This window comes from Pseudomonas antarctica, assembly GCF_001647715.1.
Classification (GTDB): domain Bacteria; phylum Pseudomonadota; class Gammaproteobacteria; order Pseudomonadales; family Pseudomonadaceae; genus Aquipseudomonas; species Aquipseudomonas antarctica_A.
The window spans coordinates 33,925-54,091 of record NZ_CP015601.1; the positions used below are offsets into that span (position 1 = coordinate 33,925).

Sequence of the window (20,167 nt, forward strand, 5' to 3'; positions counted from 1 at the left end):
CAGAAACGCGCCTTAAAAAAATGGTGCTCGGAGCACCATTGTCCTAGTTACTTCAGGTGGTGCTCCGAGCACCAATTGCCTGAAATCTACAGTGGTGCTCGGAGCACCGTTTACTGGGATGCAAAATCGCGAACCTTTTTAAGCACCTCGCTGAACACAGATCGCATGGAATCAATGGTCTTGTTGGTTGCACCTTTCCACACAATAAGGGGAACACCTTGGTCTAGCGCCTTACCATAGTCTTCTGAATAGTAGAGCTTTTCGTCAGCTACCCGACCAGGGAACAGATCATTCAAGACTACTAGGTTATTCAGAATGCGCTTACGGTTACGGATGAACATCGTTGGTATTGCCAGAACCACTGGAGAACGACGATAAGCCTTAGCAAAACGAACCATCCATTCATTCAAACGCATGAGTGCACGGAAGGAAAATTTATCCATCCGGACCGGGCAAATAACGAAGTCACTTGCAACGATCGAGTTTTTAGTGAGGCGAGAAGCAGTAGGGGCGTTATCAAACAGAATGACGTCGTAGGTCGACGTATCAATGCCCAGAATTTCGCCATTCCTCGCACGCTCTAACCAATCTGCGTACCAAAAATCCATATTGTTCTCTGAGTCCAATGCGACGACCAAATCCTCAAGATAGGCGTCAGCAGGGATAAGATGAGGACCGTTATCACCGAAGGGTTTTTTTACAACTTGCTCAAAGGTCAACGATTCAAATTGGCGACTTCTGAGTTCTGGGCTCAGCAGGTTTCCAAAGTTTCCTTCCACATATCGGTCTGGTGGGATACCCATAGTCTCTAGGTCAGATCTTGCCAGATCCGGGTCATACCCCAGTTCACTTGATGAATCACCTTGTGGGTCATTATCGATGATAAGAACTCGGAGGCCTTGCATCTGAAGGGAGATTGCAAGGTTGACCGTCACTGTGGTTTTACCAGTGCCGCCCTTTGGAACAAAGGTTGAAATAACTACCTGCCGTGATAGCCCTTTTGCCTGTCCCTTTGTTCTGCGGATCGCAGCAATGTCAAAGATGTCACTCAGCGTGTAAGCGCGAGTTGGGACAGTTCCGCGCGCAATCCGGCGGATTTCAAGACCGTTTTCATCTTCAATATCTTGTAGACGACGAGTCGTTAACCCGAAGCAATCGGCAGCGAATTTGGGTGGGTAGAGGAGGGTGGAGAAATCAGTGTAGTAAACCGATTCCTCTTCAAACTGCTCGCTTGGCTGCTGCATGAAAATCCCTGCATTTGTTGAATACAGGTTAATCATAATCCTTAAAGCTGCATTTTCAAGAAGAAAACACGGTTGAAGGCTTTTTTTTGCCCACAAAACCGAACTTTAACCCCTTAAAGGGAGATAGAAATTCGGCTTATTTTAGTTTTTTTAGTGGCATACCCGAATTGATCATTGGGTAAAAAGGGAAGGGCATCTGTATTTCGGTCAGGCGTATTGCTTCTGAGCTACGGTGCGAGCGTGTTTGAAATCCGCACTGATGTAGTTCACGGTGAACTGAGAATCCAGTGGGTGCGATTCAACAATCACCTCAGTAGTCCCGGAAATGAAGGCTACATTTTCAGACGCTAGGCTCGACTCATCACCGGCAACCTTTAGGGTTTTGCGTAAACCTTCAAGAACCTCCTCAAGATGTAGCTTGTCCGCTTTCACCGTTGCTACATCCAGGACTCCTGTGGAGTTAAAAGCTAGCTGAATGTCAGTAATGCCCTCGAGATTGATCTCCCACTCTGAAAGGTTTACCACCGGTCCACCTGTGTATGAGGTACCGATCTTGTCAATGATGGTGTAGTTCTGCTGTATCTCCACGATCGTTGTAAGGCCAACGGCTAGGCTTGTTGTCTCCGGCGCTACAGCGGCCATGCTTAGCAGATAGGGTGCTACGCCCGCGAAAGCAGCAGTATTCATTGGGTTCCTCCAGGTCATGTTCGATTGGGAATATTTTCTACTCCCCTTCCTGAAGAATGTGCTGCTTTTGAACCGTAATATGGTCTGAAAAGCCTGCAGTTTTTGAGTTCGAAAACGGTCTCGTACTCTAATTCTCAAGTTCAGCTAATCAGCGTTTTACTTTTAAAAGCCTTTTAATTGTTTTTCTCTTGTTGTTCTCTTGTTTTTAGAAGGCTGGAGCCCTTATTCCACGTGGCCTCCAGAGGATCATCGACTACAAATTACGGTATTGCGACTACAGATTCCGGCATTGCGACTACGGATTCCGGCTGACGCGACTACAGATTCCGGCTGACACGACTACAGATTCCGGCCGTTATCCACAGGCCCATTACGCGCCTAGCCGCTACCTAACGACTACAGATTCCGGCTTGGTGATTGGGCGCATAGCATGAGGCTGAAGTTTAGTGGCTCGAATTCAAACCAATTTAGGCGCTGAAATTAACTTTCCCAGCTTTTTCGGCTTAAAAGTCCGTCCAACTTACTGTTTTTTATGAATTTTATTTATTTTTTGAAGCGGCCTTGACGATTTGCAAGGTTTCTGGCCGATTTTGGACAGGACAATGTTGAGAGCTTGGATCGTGTCCACCACAGAAGTTATCGACTACAGATTACGGCTACGATTTTCCAGGAAATACAACGATACGACTACAGATTACGGCTCAGATTTGCCAAGCAATACAACGATACGACTACAGATTACGGCTGCGATTTGCCAGGGAATACAACGATACGACTACAGATTACGGCTGACCGAGGACAATAGATTGCGTGAGATTCCGGTTAAAAAACAAGCTAACGACTACAGATTACGGCTGTTGATTAGCCATTCAGGAATCAAACGACTACAAATTACGGCTATTGGGAAACCCGGCAAACCTTGCATCGACTACAAATTACGGCTGCCAACTATCGACTACAGGGCTCACTGTAGTGCGACTTAATGAGTTTTGCTCCAGCTAGAAGCCCCGGTTCTATTGGGCTCTGGAGATAAGTCACTCTAAAGCTATCGACTACAGGTGTTTCTCTGTGTAGGGTTCGGTTATCAACCGTAGGGCCAACTATGTCCAACTTACCCAAACCTTCCAAGGCGGAGCCTAAGCCTCTCCGCGTCACAAAATCCAATACTCTAATCACCGCATCGTATCGGCTGACTCTCAATGAGCAGCGGTTGATCCTTGCGGCTATCAGTAAGCTCGATCCAAGAAGACCCATGCCTAAGAAGGTCTCTGTTTCTGCAGCAGACTATTCGGACATTTACGGCGTGCAGCTGAGGCATGCGTATGAGCAAATGAAGGTCGCCGCTGATGAGCTGTACGAGCGCGACATCAAGACCTTTGATGGGGCTGGCATGGAGCGTAAGCGCTGGGTCGACCGGGCAAAATATCTTGATGGAGAAGGGCGCGTTGAGTTGTCTTTCACCATTCATGTCATACCCTATCTCACAATGCTGTACAGCAAAGTAACCAGCTACGATCTGCGGCGTGTCGCCTGCCTAGACTCCAGCCATTCTTTCCGCCTTTTTGAGATGCTCATGCAGTTTCGGAAAACTGGGTGGGCCTACATCGAAGTTGAAGCGTTGCGTGTCGCCCTTGGTTTGTCAGAGGCGTATCAGCGATTCAACAACCTCCGCCAGCGGGTAATTGATCCGGCAGTTGAAGAGCTCAGGACAAAGAGCAATTTGGATGTCAGCTACGAATTGAGAAGGGAAGGGCGGAAAGTGATCGCTATTAAATTCACTTTTTGTGATCTGGCACAGCTCCCCCTCAATCTGGAGCTTGATCCTGAAGATCTTCCTCCGCTTCCTGAGTTTGATCCTGCTGAAGAAAGTGAATGGCTGCTGACTCAGCCATTGGGAGAGCTAGCAGAGGCGCAAGAACCCGGGTTGTTGTTCGCGGTTACCGGTGGAGACCACGACCAACCGGAGTAGCCAGTGTCGTCATCTGGCTACCATTTCATGCGCTTATTGCTGCCCACGACACTGTTCGTCAAAGGTGGAATGAGTGATGCCGTAATCTGGCAACCTTTTCTTGACCATAAGGTTAATAAAAAAACCGCCTCCCGGCAGTTTTTCTTTTCTACTCGACGCGGCCAGCCTCAGTAGTTTGGTACGAGAGTGAAGAGGCTCCGTCGCCACAGACAGACATCCTCGCCTGATGCGCGACCTGCGTTTTTGAGGGCGTCGAAGACGTTGAGGGCAAAGGACATAGCCGCCTGGTCATCGTCGTGCAGATTGGCAATCACTACCGGAAAATGATCCCCATCCTCTGTATCAGGTGTCGCTATTGCAACCGTTTGGATCGCCCAAATCTCACCATCGTCATAGGGTTCTACAACGAAGCGCTTGAGCCGGCGAATCATGCTTTGTCGAATCATCTGAATAAGATCGTTACAGACTGGCTCCGATTGGTTGCGGATGTGTTGGATGGCTGTCATAAACTACGGCTCTCTTGATATGAACCCATCCTGCCAGTTCTACAGGAAATCCCAACAAGAATTCGCCTGCCCTTGTGCGACTTAAGCCTGGGGATGAAAGCTAGCATGATTTTTCCCCTTGGTTGGGCCACCCGCCCTGTAGTGGTCAACTCATTCAGGACACGGTTTTGAGTTTTTCTTCCGTTTTGCTGGGGCCAATCCATCGCTAAATTGATGAGGTCGGATCCAGTTGTAGTGATGCATCAGGTACTGGCTAATGTCTCTCTGAGCCTGGTGGCCGGTCATGTAGCCAGTGGTTGGTATCCACTCTGTTTTCAAGCTACGAAAAACCCGCTCCATCGGCGCATTATCCCAGCAGTTTCCTCGGCGGCTCACACTCTGACGCATGCGATAACGCCACAGCCGCTGACGAAAGTTGCGGCTGCCATATTGGGCGGATTCAACCGGTCGTCGCAACACCTTGATCGAGGTGTTTATGGGACGACCTGCAGGATGGATGCAAAAATTGACGGGCCGGGGAGCGATGCGTTCTCCAGGTGCACCCTCACTTCGTAATGAGATCGAACGGCTATTTTGGCTGCAGATTGCAACAGGCATCACAAGCGAAAAGGCAGCACATGCCGTTGGCGTATCAACCGCGGTAGGTACACGCTGGTTCCGTCATCGAGGCGGGATGCCATTATTCATGTCGAATCACATATCAGGACGATACTTATCGTTTGCAGAGAGAGAAGAGATTGGGCTGCTTCGAGCGCAAAGTGTTGGCGTTCGTGAGATCGCTCGTCGCCTTGGACGAAGCCCATCGACAATTTCACGGGAGCTGACACGAAATGCTGCTACCCGTTGCGGTCGGCTTGAATATCGAGCGTCAGTAGCGCAATGGAAGGCAGAACTGGTGGCCAAGAGGCCGAAACCAGCAAAACTGGTCACTAACCCGCGACTGCACCAGTACGTACGCGACCGCCTTGAGGGCAAGGTTCAAGACGCCGATGGTCGTGAGATTTCTGGGCCTCGGCAAGCGCCCTTCAAAGGCCGAAATAAACCGCATCGCAGTGACCGTAAATGGGTCAATGGCTGGTCGCCTGAACAAATTGCCAACCGACTCCAGATCGATTTTCCGGATGATGAATCCATGCGTATCTCTCATGAAGCCATATATCAGGCGCTCTACATTCAGGGTCGAGGAGCTCTCAAGCGCGAACTGGTGAGTTGCCTGCGCTCAGGACGAGCGTTACGCGTACCGAGAGCCCGATCGCAGGCCAAAGTGTGGGCACACGTCAGCGAGGACGTGATGATCTCCAGTCGTCCTGCTGAGGTAGAAGATCGGGCTGTACCCGGGCATTGGGAGGGCGACCTGATCATCGGTCTGAACCGTTCTGCGATTGGAACTCTGGTCGAGCGCTCAACTCGATTTACCATGCTCGTCCATCTGCCTCGCGAGAAAGGTTATGGGCTAATCCCCCGCACGAAGAACGGCCCGGCGCTGGCTGGCTATGGGGCTGTTAGTATGGCCAACGCATTGAAGAAGACGGTGACTGATCTTCCCATCGAGCTGTGGCGATCCTTGACCTGGGATCGTGGAAAGGAGTTGTCGGATCACGCTCGGTTTACCATCGAGTCCGGAGTAAAGGTTTTCTTTGCTGATCCACATAGTCCATGGCAGCGCGGCACAAACGAAAATACGAACGGCCTTCTACGGCAATACTTCCCGAAAGGCACTGACCTCTCTCGTTGGAGTGCCCAAGAAATACAGGCGGTAGCTCACGTACTCAATACTAGACCTCGAAAAACACTAGGCTGGAAAACACCTGCCGAAGCACTGAATGAGTATTTAAAGTCTGTACAACAATCCAGTGTTGCGACGACCGGTTGAATCCGCCTTGCGACCTCTGGTCTGAGTGAAATAGCAAACCATGCGGCTTGCCACGTTGCTCTTAAGCCACGTCCAACGCTTTGATCACCAAGTCTGCATCCGGCTTTTCTGATAACGCCCAGCCCACCACTCGACGAGCGTAAAGATCCATGACAACCGCAAGGTAGTGCCATTTCTCCTGTGCCCAGGGGTAGGTGATGTCGCCGCGCCAGACCTGATTGGGCGCTTCGATATCAAATTCTCAGTTCAATATATTTGGGATATCCGGCCGCTCTACTATCGCCTTTTTATAGGCGTGTGATCCTAGCTGCCTGCTGACCAACTCCAGCTCACGTGTCAGCCTGCGTAACTTAAACCGTCCAATTTGCTCACCTTCATCTTGCATCATCAACGTGATGCTTCGACTGCCGGGAGCACTTCGGTCCTGAGTGAACAACTCGCTCACTCGGCTACGCGGCCTGAGCCGCTCAACATCTGGTGTTCGCCGCCTTAAGCCATGCGCGTAGTACCCCGAATGAGCGACCTCAAACGCCTCGCACAAGCAGTCAACAGGCTCATGGACGCTTAGCTGATTGATCAGCGCCTACGCTCGAGATCTTCCGACATCAAGAGCGCGGTAGCCTTTTTTAGTATTGATTTCTCGCGATCGAGGCGAGCAATCCGAGCTTCCAACTCTCGGATTTTTTGCTGCTCTGGTGTCAGGGCCTTGCTCTGGGGCGTGACGCCGGTGCGCTCTTGCTGAAGCTGGTCGACCCAGCTGCGCGCGCCGACTCACCAACACTCAGTGAACGACTGGCTTCGATGTAGCTGTAGTTTTGCTTGAGCACGAGGTCGGCAGCCTGGCGTTTGAATTCAGCGGAAAAGGTACGGCGTTGTTTGGTCATCTGACACCTCGATCTGGCGAGCATTCTCGCCTAAAAGGATGTCCGGTTTCATTAGACCACTACAGTTTTGACGGAAGGTACGGTGCGCTAGTTCTATCTTTGGCGAGTGAGAACGCTGCACCGAGTCAATACTTTTGACACCTTCGATCAAACGCTGACGACGGGAGCCATGTTCGTTTAGTTTTCAGTGGCTATGCTGCGCTTCAGTGACTCACGCAATGTTCGCATCGACCCCGTCTGGTCCGCCACCGAACCTATTGGTTCCCAGCGTCACCGAAATAATCATCCTTTGCGATTAGGCCAAGGTTATCCGCGAGATCCTGGGCATCCTCGCTAAAGAGATGCTGAGTTCGCCGCTCCTGCTTGAGGTAAGCCAATACTTGGAAGAAGCAATCCTCGGACAGGTGCAGTTCATAGCGCTCCCCATTATGAGAAGTGCCATATTGGCAGTGGCTTGCAGGCCCTTGATCACGCTGTCGTCAATCACCACGGGGTTCAGTTGCGAGTTTTTGGCCACCTCCAGGCGCACCGCCAACGGCCGGCCGGTGATCTTGGCTTGGGCGGCGGAGTATTCGTCCGGGTGCGTATTGGCCCAGCCATAGGCACGATCGACCCAGGCCACGAAGTCATTCAGTTGCGGGCGTTTGTTGGCGATCGCCTGGCTGGTGGTGGCGAAGCACAGATGATTGCTCAGTAACTCTTTACCGCTGACCAGAACCTGGGCGTGGCTTTGTGAGGTGACCACCGTGGTGTAGGGGGCCTATGTCGCCCAGGCATCTACGGTGCCGTTATCGAATACCAGCCGGGAATCGGCAGGCAGCAAAAAAATGAATTGCACATCCTTGGTCGTCAAGCCCGCACTGACCAGTGCCCTGATCGCCACAGGCAGTGCTCGATGGGGCCGCGCCCGGTGACGATTTTTTTGCCCTTGAGGTCGGCGGTCGTCTTGATCGGCGAGTCCTTGGGCAGAACTAGGGCGGCGGTGTTACGCCCTTCGGCGTGGATGATGCTGACCACCTTGAGCGCGGCACCGGCGCCCAAGGCGAACACATACGGTGCATCGCCGAGGGCGCTAATATCAACCGCGCCGGCGTTCAGGGCTTCGCCCAGCTGCGAGGCGGAAGGGAACTCCGACCACTGGATTTGATAGGGCGCGTTTTTGATTTCGCCCGAGGCTTCCAGCAACGCCTTGATCGTAGATTTCTGGTCGGCCACGCGCAGCGGTTGCAGATCGGCGGCGTGTGCAGTGCCGATCAAGCCGACGGCCAGGGCGATGCCCAGGAGCAGGCGTTTGAAGGGGGAACAAAAACCATGGGAGGCAGGCTCCAGCCAGATCGAATGGGGGTTCGGCTACGTCCGCCTGGAGAAGGGGCCGGCGAGAAGTTCACGTTATTCTCATAAGAACCGGCTTTTAAAATCTTTTTGATTATACAAAAATTATTAAAACATTTCATTATATGTTGTTTTATTATTCTTTTATATCATCTTAGGCGTGCAAGCGGGCGAGGGTCAAGAATTTATCGGGGCGTGAAAGGTATGCCTGCAAGGGAGCAGCCCTGGAAAGCGGGAACCCAACCAGTACTTTAACCACTCACTGCCTATCGAAATACGCCGTTACAGGCCGTTGTCGCAACCCAGGTGCCTGCCCCATGCAAAGCCGCTTGAAACAAATCCTGCAGCCGGTTTTCCAACTGATGAAAATCGACGCCAGTGGGCTGGAGGAAAGCCCCGACTATGTCATGACCCTGGAAGGCGGCCTGAAGGTTGAGCTGCGCGAATCGCCCCCCGACTTTCTCACCGTCAGTTGTTTGCTGCCGATTTCCGCCGAGCGCTTCGACGATCCGCAGACCTTGGCGATCCTCCTGCAGACCAACCTGCTGGGGCTGGATCACCCGCCGATTCTGACGGGCGCGATTGTGGAGCAGAGGAAGATCATGGTGTGGGCTCGTCAGCCTTTCCTGATGCTCGACACCCACGGGATGAAGCGCTTGTTTGAGCGCTACGTGGAGCAGGCACAAAAGACCGCAGGTTGGCTGGCAAGGCCGCAGGAACCAACGAGCCCCTCTGGCCCGCGTGCCGGCGCCGGTTTTCCGCGTGGCGCCAAGCGCCCGTCTCCGAGGCTCTGAAGGGGCCGGAGGGCAAAAAAAGCCACTCGATGAGTGTTTTTTTGCTCAGTGCCGATCAGTAGCCGTCATTACGCGTAGGGAAGCGGCGCATGGTCAGGATAAATGAGTCGGCATGCTCTCGCCGGGCCGCCGTGGCCATGCGATGCCCCTCACGCGAGGCATGGCGAGCAGTCTCGGCCGGCGGCCGCACTGCGCTGCGATAGTCGTCACGGCCCCTGGCTGCAGTGGCCGTGGACGCTCGGGGGCGCGGGTCCGCCGAGGGCGCACGCCGACGCTCTTCCCGAGGCATTCGCATGTCGGTGTCGGCGGTACGACCGCGGGAGTCGACTAAAGGGGCACGTACTCGGGGTTGCGCAGGGCGGCGTGCACTGTCGGCGGCCGTTGTCGAGGTGTAGCGCGGGCGCACATATTCCGTCGTCATGGGCGGGATGCCCGGGCGTGAAAATTCCGCGGGCATGGGTGGGATGAACGGACGTGGTAGCTGTTCCGCGGCCCAACGCGTGCCGTCGGCCATTGGGCGCGGCGGTGCAGTCCAGGGCACTGTGATCGGAAGCTGCGTGGCGGCACTCATGGAGGCCGTGCGTGCGCGCACCTTGCGAATGGCCCGTTTCATGGCATCCATCGGCGAGTTATGGGGGCGACGGTTGCCGGGGGTTGGCTTTCCGCTTTTCGGGTCCAGCCCCAACTGGATCATGCGTTGCTTGAACTGCGATTCCGTGAGGTTAAGGTCAACCTGGCGGAAAATCCCCTGGCTGTTTTCACCCTGGTAACGCACGTTTAGGTTTTTCGCCCCGTGTTGCTGCGCATAGCCGGGCGCGGTGCGCTGCAGTTCCTGCAGCAGTTTTTTACCGTCCTTGGGCATCCTTGGATAAAGCGTGGCGAAGTCGGTGTCGATCTGCTTCTGGGAAACTTTGTCGTCATACAGCAACCGCATGCGCTCCTGCGGTTGTGCGGGCTGCGGCGCGTAGGTGTGCTGAATATTCGGGCGCTCACCCAGCAGGGTGAAGTCTTTCCTACGGATGGCGCGGCCGAATTCCGGCCAGGCATCGACGATGATGGTTTTATCGGTGATGCGATGGTCACCGATTTCTGCGACGGCATGGTCGTGCACCGTTGAACTGAGTAACGAGACGGGTTGGTTGATCCCCGTACTGGTGGCGAGCAGGGCGCATACGGCCGCCATTTCCCCACAGTTGCCTGCGGCAAAACGCGCGGCGGTGCGTGCAGCGTCGGCCGGGCCGTTGCCATGCTGTTCATTTTCGGCGCGCAGCAACGTCGTACGCTTGAACGAATCCGCCTCGGTGCTGAGCAGGTGCCGCTGCTGGTTGGCAGAGCCGCGATTGAGGATTTGCCAGGTGTCTTCGATCGCCTGGTTGGCCACCAGCAGCGCATCCATCTCCCGGTGGGAAACGTTTTTTACACTGTCCCGATGCCGGATGCTCACGGACGCGATAGCGGAGTGGGTGAGCACTTTGTGAATTGGCACACGGTGGTTGGGGTCGCCGGTGTTGTAAAGACTCGGGCTGCCGGCCAATGGAAGAAGTTGCGTGGTTAAGGCCATAAAGTCACTCCGTCTTTGGGTTTGGGAGCCAACGTGTGTGGGTTAACTCACAGGTCGGCTATTGAGTGTGGCAATGAACGTATCGGGCGCTCGCGTCTGGCCGGTGTCATCATCGGGTGGCGGTCGTGCGAGGTGTGGCGGTGGGCGCGTGGGCTTTCGGCTGGCAGCGACAGGACATCCACCGAAGTATCGCGGTGACGCTCAGAACGAGAGGTGCGAGGGGCTTCGGTGTGCGTCTGCTCCGTGAGTCTATGTCTGGCTCGCAACGGCTTTGTCGAGGCGCGCGTGACGCTGGGGCGGGGGTACGTTCTCGTGGGTCAACCGAGGCCGAGCGATTGCGTTCTGCGCGCGGCGCACTGGTGTGGGTGGTTGCCCGGCTGCAAAGCGGATCCACAGCGTACGCAGGATCTGATTTCACTCTATATAACCCAGGCCCACTGCCAGTTAGAAATTTATCCCAAATGAAATGCCCCAGGTGGCTGCGGGTCAGGAATGTCTGTCTCGACGACGCTGTGCGAACCACTCAAAGCCTTGCCCATCGAACTTGCGGCACTGGCCAGAGCAGCTGGTGCGGCCTTGAGCAGTTGTGGCGCATGCTCAAGAGTTTCAGTAGGCAGTTGCGATGCAATCTGCAACCCACCACGCACCCGGTGGTAGGTGTTTTCTGCGGTGCGCCCCCAGGTGCCTGGCAATGAACCGTGGGGTAAATCGGCGCGATCCGGCGCCCGCATGTTCTGCAAGGCCGTGCGGGTGCGCGGAAAGTTTGGCGCACTGGCCTGCACCGCGGTGCCCGGCAACTGCGCAGCCTTGAGCGCAGCAGTGTGTGCCTTGGTTTCCGGCCCGGATTGGAAGGCGGCATACGCGGGAATCAACAGCGCCGGCGACCCCAGTGCAGCCATCACCACCTGGCCGAATTTCTGCGCCAAGGTGTCGGAGCCGAGAGTGCGGGCCACGGTACTCACCGCTACCGCATTACCCAGGCCGATCAGCGAACCGAAGGTCTTGCTCAGCAGGCTCTGGCGCACCTCGCTTTTACTAAGGTCACTGGCCAGCACCGCATCGCTGGTGGCCTTGGCAATGCGCTGGGCCAAGGGTTTATCGGTGCCCTTGAAGGTGTGAGTCGGCAGTTGACGGCCGCGTTTGTCGGGCGTGGTGCTGCGCAATTGACTGCTCGATTGCACCCCACCCATCAGCAGCCCACCACCCATAGAGGTTAGTGTTCGCGGGCCGTAATCGCTGACGTGCAGTTGCGGCGCGGCAAAGCCAATGGCGCGGCGAATACCTTGTGCCAGGCCGAACGCGCCAAAGGCTTGGGCCTCGCCGATACCGGTGCCGTTTTTATTCGCTTGCTGGGCGTTCAAATGGCGGCTGCGTAAATCGTCCACGGCTTGCTTGGCCTGGGTTTTGGCTGCATCGCTCAGCGGCTGGATCTGCCCCAGGATACTGACCCGTGGGTTGGGGTTGGGGATGACTTCCGAGGCTTTGATCGGCTTGAGGTTCCACGGGCCGACCAACTCCTGCCCGATCGGCTTGAGCAGGTTCGTACCGACTTCATGGGTGCCGGCCATAGTCACGCCGGCGGCGAATACCTGCTTGGCCAAGTCGTGGGGGATCGCCGACTCCACCACCGCTCGGGCAAAGCCAAAGGCCAGGCCCGAGGCGAGCATTTGCGGCACGGCACCGGCGACGAACGCTTTAGTGGTCGCGGCCCAACCGTCGTTATGTTGGTGCAGCTCCTCCAGCACATCGGGCAAGCGGGCGTTGTCCAAGGCATCCTTGAACTCGCCTTCGGCGCTGGTCTGGCGGACCAGAGTCTTGAGCTGATGGCTGATGTCCTCCCATTCCTTGGCCGGTTGGTGCAGGTGATGCAGAGCCTTGACCGTCGCTTCAGCCTTGGCTGATGCCTGTTTCAACGCACCGGGGATTTGCGTGGCGACCTGTTGCGCATAACGGGCGAAGGCGTGCTCGCTACGCTCGATGTGGGCACGGTCGGTGGCCGACAGTTCGGGCTGCGCCAGCACTTCCTGGTAGAGCGCGACTTTGCCGGCAAACAGTTCTGTCTGAGACTGCACGGCCTGTTTGAGTATGCGCCCGTAAGCAGCAACGTCTGGTGTATCGCCCGGCATTTTGCTCAGCTCGGCCACTGCCTTGTGCAACTCCAAGCGGGACGTATGCGCATGGCTGAGCAACTTGTCGTTGATCACCCGGCTCAGGTGTTCGTCCACTTCAGGGAAGAGCTTCTCGGCAATGGTCTGGAAGGCGGCATGGGACTGTTCGAGCAAATATTTGCCCTCTAGCACCATCATTTTCTGGGCAGTTTCCAGTGGGCTGCCGGCGCCGGCCTTGATGAATTGGGCCAGCGCGGCGGCTTCCCTGGCCAAAGGGGTAGAAGGTCGCTGGCGCTGCGCATAGCTTTTGAGGGTGGCGCTTGGCGCGGCGTTGGGCGTAGGCGCAAGGTCGCTGGGTGGCCTGCAGGCAAGGCGCACCAAGCCAATATCGCCGCTGGGTGTTTCGAGAACTTCACTATGGACGATGGCCGGCGTGGGGCCTTGGTTGATCCCGGTAGTAAGCATCAAAAAGCCCTTGCGCGCGCGCGCTGGTCGTCGAGAAAGTAATGTTTGCGCCACGCTTGGGCATACTCGGCAATATGCCCCATCAGCAGCAGAACCTGCGCCGCTGTGGTGCTTTCCAGCGCCAGGGCACCGCCGAACATCACGTGGCCGGTGTGTTCGTTATGCGAAAAACTGCTGTGGCGTACGCCATCTATCAGGTGGAAGTTGGTGTCCAGCAGGCGCAATAAAATTGCCTCCCGCTGGCGCGCGGGCAGGGGGCCGAAGTCAGCATGCATGAGTACTGTTTCGGCATCGGCGTTCTCGAGCGGTCGCAGAGAAAAATCAACGCCGCGAACAGTCAGTTGGGGGGATTCGTACAACAAGGACGCACGGGGGATGAGGGTCAATTGGCAGATCTCATCTACTAACTGGCGAAAGTGTTCGTTAGCCATATTTTTATTCTCCAGGCGCACACGTTGCGTTTCAGGCTTTTTTAGGACGCTGCGTAAAATTCCGGAGCGATCCGAAAGGTGAGTGGGCAATGAGTGCATTCAGGTTCCCATTTTTTTAACAATATCGCGTGCCAATAAAACTCAACTATCTTTAATAAAGGTGGACCTCCAATGTTTGTCGGAGTTGCTTCGAGTAGTGGCAATTAAAGTATTTTTCATACACGGGTGGGCAAGGAGCTTATTTGTCAGCCTTGTTGAGAAAAACTCAACATTCCAGATATTGTATGGCGATTGACATGTTGTGATTCAAATGTATTCTCTGGCGCTACAAGCAGCGAGATCCAAGGGAGGCAGCCGATTGAGTAGTGAATTGAAAAGGCGTGTTCGACGCTATCGAGTCAATTTTTTGAATCTTTTTGTGTCGAAGATATTTAATCTGTCAAATATATGGCGGCTAATTTTTGTTGCGCCTTTAGATAATAAAAACATGTAGTGCCTCGCGTGCAGACTAGCCGTGTGGTGCCGCTTGCGGTTTCCTGAGTCCTATCAAGACTTGTCGGTTCTGTAAGGAAAGCTGCCTGCAGCCACATTGGGTGAGCTCTCGTTTAGGTTGAGTGTTACAGCGATGCTTGTAATTAGAATAAGAGCTCGGTTTATTTACTTGCTTCTTGCTGTCAAATCTGTAGCGAAAACAATTGCGGTAAATAGTAAGTGCATTATTCACCGATCGAAATTTCACGGGGCAGTTACATTGAATCTATATCGAAGCCTTAAGGATCGGGGACTGGATTGAGTAAGCCGATTGGGAGGTTGTTTATATGACTGTGCGCAATTATTTCCATGGCGAGAATGACGGCATCAATGATTTCCCCGACCTTAAAGTCATTGCGCAAAGTACTTCGTTGCTAGGTATTGATTTGCTGTTGTCTGGCGAGACTGGGACCGGTAAAGACACCCTTGCAGAGCGCATCCATACTCTATCGGGGCGCAAAGGCAGTTTTGTGGCGATGAACTGTGCGGCGATCCCGGAATCACTGGCTGAGAGTGAATTGTTCGGAGTGGTTAACGGTGCCTTTACCGGTGCCAATCGCTCACGCAAAGGCTACATAGAGGCGGCGCAAGGTGGCACCTTGTATTTGGATGAAATTGACAGCATGCCCTTTAGCCTGCAAGCCAAGCTCTTGCGCGTGTTGGAGGTGCGGGCCATCGAACGTTTGGGGTCGACCACCACCATTGCGCTGGATATCTGCGTGATCGCCTCGGCGCAGCGCTCGTTGTCGGAGCTGGTGGAGCAGGGCCGGTTTCGCCGTGACCTTTATTTTCGTCTCAACGTGTTGACCATCAAGTTGCCGGCGCTGCGTGAGCGTCGGGAGGAGATCATTCCGCTTTTTTCTAAGTTCGTGAATGCCGCCGCCCAAGGCCTGGGGGCCACTCACAAGACATTGTGCCCCTCGATCATTCAGGTGCTGCTCAGCCACTCCTGGCCGGGCAATATCCGTGAGCTAAAATCGGCTGCCAAGCGCTTTGCCCTGGGGTTTCCATTCCTGGGGCCGGACACGCCTGGAGAGCAGGAAGGCCAGACCCTCAAGGCGCAAATGCGGGTGATCGAACGGGTGTTGATCCAGGAGGCGCTCAAGCGGCACGGCCACAGCATCGACGCGGCGTGCGTGGAGCTGGGTATACCGCGCCGGACGCTGTATCACCGCATCAAATGCTTGGACATATTCGGAAAAAGTTCGGCTCTTGAAAAAAATGTGGAACCTGTATCCACGAATTCTCCACAAATTATTACCTCGTACTGACGCGAGTGAATATTGGGAGTAATGACCATGCCAAACCCTTTCCGTCCTACAGGTGGCTTTGCTAACGCCGCAGCACACGCAACCAACGCCGGTATCAATGCGTTCCAGGGCGCGGCACAAGCAGCCGGCACTGTAAACGGCAACGCCAACCTGCAACAGGGCATGACTGACCAGACCAACAGCCAGGCTGCCAAAGCTCAGGAAATGATGATGAAGCAGCAGGACGCCCAGTCCGCCCAGCTGATCATTGCCCAAGGCCAGCAAGCCATGCAGACCCAGCAATTGAACACGCTGCAGGCCATCGCCAACGCCAAGACTGACTCCGCGGAGAAAGAAATCTCCGGCACCGCTCAGCTCGCCAAAGCAATCAGTTACTAATCATTTCTGAGCCCTCCAAGTCTTCGGAGGGCTATTTTGATACTTAGCGAGATCTCCTCATGGAAAATTCTGGCTTCGTCAATTCAGCCGCGCTGCATATCGGAACCGTCATTCCAGGCGATGGTACATTCCAAGATCTGGCCGGTTCCAAGACACCACAAGCTCTCAACGGGGTGGTGGACCGCATTACCAACGCGTTGACGTCCAGTGGACACCTGGATACCGATACGCCGCTTGGGAAAATGGTTGAGCAGCAGCTTAAAAAAGACAATCCCTTCGCCGCGCTCGGTATCGGGCAAAGCGCCGATAACGTCAGAAAAGCGGTGTCGGACCTGATCAAAAATACGCTGGGCAATAATTTTGGCGCCTCGGCCAGCGCCGGAATTGGTGGTGGCCAGGATCTGATGTCGCAGATCATGAAGGGGCTGGGCAAGGCGGCGCTCAACCAGGCACTGACCCCTGAAGGTGATGGTTCGACCTTCTCGAATGCGGATAAGCCGCTGCTGCGTAAAGTGGCTGACTTCATGGACGATAACAAGTCCGCCTTTGGTACGCCGGATTCGGGTTCATGGCGTAAGGAACTCAACGAAGACAACTATCTCAGCAAAGACGAAACCTCGAAATTTCGTGCTGCGCTTGAGCAGATTTCGCAACAGATGGACGGCTCCGACAGCGTCAGCGGCTCAGCAGTCCCGCAAAGCACCGCGGGCGGTTTGAGCAGCCCGCCAAACGATCTGCAGAACGACGCTTCGGACGACGATGCGTTGGATGACAGCGGCACCACCACACAGGGCGGCCTCGGCACGCCACAAGCAAGCCCAGATAATTCGGGCAGTGATGACTCGGCAGATTCGGCTGACGCACCTGCGGCTAATTCGCAGCAGCAGCTCCAGCAAATACTGCAGCAGCTTGAACAATTGTTGGGTGCCGCCTCCGGCATGCAAGGCGCCCAGCAGGGTGGTCACCACCATCACCACGACGCGCAAAGCCGTCAAATGCAGGACCGGAACCAGCTGTCTTCTGCGGCGCAGGCGGCGCAAAGCATTCTATCCGTGATGAGTGCAGGCGTTTCCTGACCCCAGGGCTTGTAATGTTAATTGCACCTTTCGACACCGTTTTCCGGAGAAACCCTCGTGACCATTTCCAGCGTCAATTCCTTCAAGAGCCTCGCTCTAGATCACGAACACGAGATGGTTTCCGGGCCTTCTCAGGCGGATGTCGATCTATTCAATAGTGCAATGCGCAGTGATCACGAGCCTGCCGGGCTGGCCGATGGCCTGATGGGTGCGCTTTCCGAGCGTATCGGCACCCAGCAGCACTTGTCGCAACAGGTAATGCGCTCAATGAAGGCGGCCTCCGGCACCAGTGAACCTATTGACATGGTGAAAATGAGCCAGGCGCTGTCGCAGTACTCCCTGCAAATGGCGATGACCACCAAAGTAGTGAACAAGAGTGCTCAGGCCCTCGATAAACTGACCAACCTGCAGTAGGCCCGGCGTGAAATTCCCTCATTTATTGGTGGTTGTATTCCTGTTGTTGCTGGCCGGTTGCAGCGACGACACTGTGCTGTTCGGTGGCCTGACCGAGCAGGACTCCAACGACGTGATCGCTAAACTGGCGGACGAACACATCGCGGCCCACAAGCAGATGGAGAAGCTCGGCGTGAACGTGCTGGTGGCGGCGGGCGATATCAACCGTGCAGTGCGGGTGCTCAATGCCGCAGGCTTGCCTCACCACGCCCGCGCGAGCCTGGGCGAAATCTTCAAGAAGGAAGGGGTGATCTCTACCCCGCTAGAAGAGCGCGCCCGCTACATCTATGCGTTGTCCCAGGAGCTTGAGTCGACCTTGTCGCAAATCGACGGAGTGATTGTGGCACGGGTACACGTGGTGTTGCCGGAGCGCATTGCGCCCGGCGAACCGGTGCAGCCTGCGTCGGCCGCGGTGTTTATCAAGTATGCCGCGTCGGTGCTCGACCCCGACAGTGTGCGCGGGCGTATCCAGCAGTTGGTCGCCAGCAGCATTCCGGGGATGAGCCAGGACTCGGCTAACTCGAAAAAATTCTCGATCATTTTTGTGCCGGCAGTGGAATTCAAGGACGAGCAAACCCTGGTAAATTTCGGGCCATTCCTGATTAACAGCGACGACGCAGGTTTTTGGAGCATGCTGGTTATCGCGCTGCCGCTGGGCGGGTTAGTGGTGTTGCTGGTGCTTGCGCTACTGCTGCGACCTGACTGGCGTGCCGGGTTGCTCGGGCGCTTGCGACCTGGCCGGTCCGGCGCCAACTACCCGGCGCGTCTGTGACCGAGGCCGACTGGGTCAACTGGTGGTGTTGCACCTGGCGCTGGATGCATCCAGGTTGGCAAACCCAACTGGCGCCGTTCACCGCGGTGTCGCGCAGCCGGCACACTGACCTGTTGAATTGCCTGGGCGTTGCTCCCTCCCAACCGCCCGTGCCTCAGGTTGATGCCATGCATTGGCTGTCGCTCAGTGAGCAACAGCAAACCCAGGCCTTGGCGCTGGTGGCGGCAATATGTTTTGCCAGCCCAGCGTTGCAGGCACAGGTTTCGGATGAGCAATGGTCATGGTGTCGGGGCTTGGCCAAGGCGCTGCGCCCCGGGCTTTGGCTGGGGGCCGAGGTGTTTGATGCACGGTGCTTGCTCGGTGCCTGGTTAGGGGAGGGCTGCTGGTCGCGGCTGCGTTTGGCCTGGGCACCGGATGACGTTCTGGTGCCGGTGTCGACTGTGCCAGCGCGCAAACTCGATGCCTTATGGCACGCAGTGTTGTGGAAGGTGTTGACGTGAGGCGTAATCCAGCATGCTAGTGCGTAGAACATTATCGCTAGGCGATCAGTACGCAGCCCCCGTGGGCATTGTGCGCCGTGAACAATTTCGTGATTCCGAGGCGGCCGTCGAGCTGCTTGCGCGGGCGCGCGAGCAGGCAGAGGCACTGCTGCTTGAGGCCCAGCATCAGCGCCAACAGGTGATTGATCAGGCCAGCGCGCAATTCTGGGAAGACGCCGGGGCCTTTTTGCAAGGTATCGAAACCCAGGCCCAGGCGGCGAATGACAATGTGGTGCAGGCCGCCCGGCAATTGCTTAACCAGGCGATTGAGCGCTTGTTCGGCGAATGTACCCTCGGCGAACGCGCCCAGGTCTTGATCACTCATCTGGCTGCTGGCCAAAGCCACGCCACCGGTGCCACGCTGAGCTGCCACCCACAGGTTTTTGCGCAGGTACAAGCGTGGGTTGCCAGCAGTCGCTTTGCCGCGTTGTGGCAATTGCGCGAAGACGGCTCGATGCTTATCGATGCGTTGCGCTTGAGCAGTGAAGCGGGGGAGTTCGACCTCGACTGGGCCGGCTTGCAACGCTGCATGCTTGCTCCGGGTGGATGATCAAAAATCGCGAATATTTCTCCTATGAATTGATAGTGAGCTTGGAACCTGTGTGGGGTTTTGTTCCACTCACTTTGTAATAAAATTCATGGAGCCCTCCGCATGATCAGCTTCAAGTCCCTACAAACCCACCTTGAGCACAACTTCACCCGCAATCAGGGCAGCACTGACACGGCGGCCCTGGACGCTGAAGACACCGCCTCACCTGAAGACTTCCGGGCCTTCGCCGACGCGGCGCAGAAGATGGCCACCACCACCTCGGTGATGAACGAAGGACTTCGTGCTGAGCACGGCATCACGAAGTCGATCATCGATGGAATTCAGTGATTTTGTCGCGGTCCTTAGCCAATGGTTCGAGCACCCGGGCGGCGCGCCGCTCGATTGCTGGATCGATGATGCCAACGCCCGGTTGTCGTTTGTGGAAGGCGGTTTGCGCTGCAGTATCGACGTGCTCGACCCCTATGACGCCAGCGCACCGGAGCGCCTGATGGCCATCCTCAGCCTGGGCGGCGCAAGTGTGGGCTGCCACTGCGACGGTGGCTTGGCCACTGACCCCGAAAGCGAATGCCTGGTGCTGGTGTACTGGCTGGCGTTGCCGTGCACGGTTGACGCAGTGCTAGGAATTCTGCAAAGCCTGGCCAACCAGCGTGCGGCGATGCTCAGCCAGATGCACCAAAGCGTACATGATTCGCACCCTGCCGAGTCCAGTGCCGTAACCCACAACTGGCTCCCTGGAGTGTGAA

At 55.7% G+C, this 20,167-nt stretch carries 18 protein-coding genes and 3 pseudogenes; 12 read left to right on the forward strand and 9 right to left on the reverse strand.

Features of this window, described 5'->3' with window-relative positions; translation table 11 throughout:
- Positions 1–110 precede the first annotated feature (110 nt).
- Both A7J50_RS29580 and A7J50_RS29585 read right to left on the reverse strand, forming a co-directional pair.
- Entirely contained in the window at positions 111–1,244 is a 1,134-nt protein-coding gene (locus A7J50_RS29580; RefSeq protein WP_064455128.1) for a ParA family protein, read from the reverse strand.
- 207 nt (positions 1,245–1,451) lie between these two features.
- Complete coding sequence (locus tag A7J50_RS29585) at positions 1,452–1,931, reverse strand: hypothetical protein (protein ID WP_064455068.1); 480 nt, start codon at positions 1,929–1,931, stop codon at positions 1,452–1,454.
- A 1,102-nt stretch (positions 1,932–3,033) separates the two neighbouring features.
- On the opposite strand from A7J50_RS29585, the gene A7J50_RS29590 reads away from it, so the two are divergent.
- Positions 3,034–3,900: a replication initiation protein gene (locus A7J50_RS29590; RefSeq protein WP_064455069.1), complete on the forward strand. Its 867-nt coding sequence runs from the start codon at positions 3,034–3,036 to the stop codon at positions 3,898–3,900.
- A gap of 167 nt (positions 3,901–4,067) precedes the next feature.
- On the opposite strand, the gene A7J50_RS29595 is transcribed toward A7J50_RS29590, so the two are convergent.
- Both A7J50_RS29595 and A7J50_RS31495 read right to left on the reverse strand, forming a co-directional pair.
- Positions 4,068–4,406, reverse strand: a complete 339-nt coding sequence (locus tag A7J50_RS29595) for a hypothetical protein (RefSeq protein WP_064455070.1) — start codon at positions 4,404–4,406, stop codon at positions 4,068–4,070.
- A gap of 150 nt (positions 4,407–4,556) precedes the next feature.
- Positions 4,557–4,841, reverse strand: a pseudogene (locus tag A7J50_RS31495) (integrase core domain-containing protein); the annotation flags it as partial.
- A gap of 61 nt (positions 4,842–4,902) precedes the next feature.
- Between A7J50_RS31495 and A7J50_RS31150 the strand changes: the two are divergent.
- A complete protein-coding gene (locus tag A7J50_RS31150; RefSeq protein ID WP_082895877.1) occupies positions 4,903–6,279 on the forward strand; it encodes an IS30 family transposase in 1,377 nt (458 codons plus the stop codon).
- Here A7J50_RS31150 and A7J50_RS31155 read toward each other — a convergent pair.
- A pseudogene (locus A7J50_RS31155) lies at positions 6,263–7,163 on the reverse strand (IS3 family transposase); the annotation flags it as partial. The gene A7J50_RS31150 and the pseudogene A7J50_RS31155 overlap by 17 nt on opposite strands.
- Positions 7,164–7,605: 442 nt before the next feature.
- Positions 7,606–8,450, reverse strand: a pseudogene (locus A7J50_RS29610) (ABC transporter substrate-binding protein); the annotation flags it as partial.
- 362 nt (positions 8,451–8,812) lie between these two features.
- Between A7J50_RS29610 and A7J50_RS29615 the strand changes: the two are divergent.
- Entirely contained in the window at positions 8,813–9,289 is a 477-nt protein-coding gene (locus tag A7J50_RS29615) for a CesT family type III secretion system chaperone (protein WP_064455071.1), read from the forward strand.
- A 55-nt stretch (positions 9,290–9,344) separates the two neighbouring features.
- Here A7J50_RS29615 and A7J50_RS29620 read toward each other — a convergent pair whose 3' ends face one another.
- From A7J50_RS29620 to A7J50_RS29630, 3 genes are all read right to left on the reverse strand, one after another.
- Positions 9,345–10,850, reverse strand: coding sequence for a hypothetical protein (locus tag A7J50_RS29620; RefSeq protein WP_064455072.1), 1,506 nt, complete (start codon positions 10,848–10,850; stop codon positions 9,345–9,347).
- A 452-nt stretch (positions 10,851–11,302) separates the two neighbouring features.
- The gene (locus A7J50_RS29625; RefSeq protein WP_064455073.1) at positions 11,303–13,423 is read right to left on the reverse strand and encodes a hypothetical protein; all 2,121 of its coding nucleotides are present in this window, start codon (positions 13,421–13,423) and stop codon (positions 11,303–11,305) included.
- Positions 13,423–13,854 carry a hypothetical protein gene (locus A7J50_RS29630; RefSeq protein ID WP_064455074.1) on the reverse strand — a complete coding sequence of 144 codons (432 nt, stop codon included), beginning with the start codon at positions 13,852–13,854 and terminating at the stop codon, positions 13,423–13,425. The genes A7J50_RS29625 and A7J50_RS29630 overlap by 1 nt, the downstream gene beginning before the upstream one ends.
- 818 nt (positions 13,855–14,672) lie before the next feature.
- On the opposite strand from A7J50_RS29630, the gene A7J50_RS29635 reads away from it, so the two are divergent.
- The 9 genes from A7J50_RS29635 to A7J50_RS29675 all read left to right on the forward strand — a co-directional run bounded on the left by A7J50_RS29635 (position 14,673) and on the right by A7J50_RS29675 (position 20,166).
- On the forward strand, positions 14,673–15,656 hold the full coding sequence (locus A7J50_RS29635; RefSeq protein ID WP_064455075.1) for a sigma 54-interacting transcriptional regulator: 984 nt from the start codon (positions 14,673–14,675) through the stop codon (positions 15,654–15,656).
- Between the two features lie 27 nt (positions 15,657–15,683).
- Positions 15,684–16,034, forward strand: coding sequence for a hypothetical protein (locus tag A7J50_RS29640; protein WP_082896015.1), 351 nt, complete (start codon positions 15,684–15,686; stop codon positions 16,032–16,034).
- A 59-nt stretch (positions 16,035–16,093) separates the two neighbouring features.
- Entirely contained in the window at positions 16,094–17,110 is a 1,017-nt protein-coding gene (locus A7J50_RS29645) for a hypothetical protein (RefSeq protein WP_064455076.1), read from the forward strand.
- 57 nt (positions 17,111–17,167) lie between these two features.
- Positions 17,168–17,524, forward strand: coding sequence for a type III secretion system inner rod subunit SctI (sctI, locus tag A7J50_RS29650; protein ID WP_064455077.1), 357 nt, complete (start codon positions 17,168–17,170; stop codon positions 17,522–17,524).
- 7 nt (positions 17,525–17,531) lie between these two features.
- Positions 17,532–18,335, forward strand: a complete 804-nt coding sequence (gene sctJ / locus A7J50_RS29655; protein ID WP_064455078.1) for a type III secretion system inner membrane ring lipoprotein SctJ — start codon at positions 17,532–17,534, stop codon at positions 18,333–18,335.
- Positions 18,332–18,835 carry a type III secretion protein gene (locus tag A7J50_RS29660; RefSeq protein ID WP_237140934.1) on the forward strand — a complete coding sequence of 168 codons (504 nt, stop codon included), beginning with the start codon at positions 18,332–18,334 and terminating at the stop codon, positions 18,833–18,835. The genes sctJ and A7J50_RS29660 overlap by 4 nt, the downstream gene beginning before the upstream one ends.
- A gap of 13 nt (positions 18,836–18,848) precedes the next feature.
- On the forward strand, positions 18,849–19,424 hold the full coding sequence (gene sctL, locus A7J50_RS31160) for a type III secretion system stator protein SctL (RefSeq protein ID WP_082896004.1): 576 nt from the start codon (positions 18,849–18,851) through the stop codon (positions 19,422–19,424).
- 102 nt (positions 19,425–19,526) lie between these two features.
- Positions 19,527–19,751 carry a type III secretion protein gene (locus tag A7J50_RS29670; protein ID WP_064455080.1) on the forward strand — a complete coding sequence of 75 codons (225 nt, stop codon included), beginning with the start codon at positions 19,527–19,529 and terminating at the stop codon, positions 19,749–19,751.
- A complete protein-coding gene (locus A7J50_RS29675) occupies positions 19,738–20,166 on the forward strand; it encodes a hypothetical protein (RefSeq protein WP_064455081.1) in 429 nt (142 codons plus the stop codon). The genes A7J50_RS29670 and A7J50_RS29675 overlap by 14 nt, the downstream gene beginning before the upstream one ends.
- The last annotated feature ends 1 nt before the right edge of the window (position 20,167 follow it).